General features: G+C 59.1%; 1 protein-coding gene. It reads right to left on the bottom strand.

The features are described 5' to 3' along the window. On the bottom strand, nt 1–254 hold a 254-nt coding region (locus OU789_RS16900), incomplete at both ends, for an ATP-binding cassette domain-containing protein (protein WP_274656962.1).

Genomic DNA, 254 nt, shown 5'->3' on the forward strand with positions numbered 1-254 from the left:
GCCTGCAAAATCGAACTGCGCATATGCATGTGCCGCCCGATCAGGATGTTCTCGATCACGGTCATGCCGGGAAAGATGTGCGTTCCCTGAAACGTCCGCGCCAATCCGGATCGCGCGATTTGATGGACGCTTCGGCCGACCATCTGCTCACCATCGAACACGATGCGGCCCTGCTGCGGTCGATAGAAGCCGCTCATACAGTTCATCAGCGAGGTTTTGCCGGCGCCGTTGGGGCCGATAACCGCAATGAGCTC

It is taken from the genome of Halocynthiibacter sp. C4, assembly GCF_028823805.1.
Lineage (GTDB): Bacteria > Pseudomonadota > Alphaproteobacteria > Rhodobacterales > Rhodobacteraceae > Falsihalocynthiibacter > Falsihalocynthiibacter halioticoli.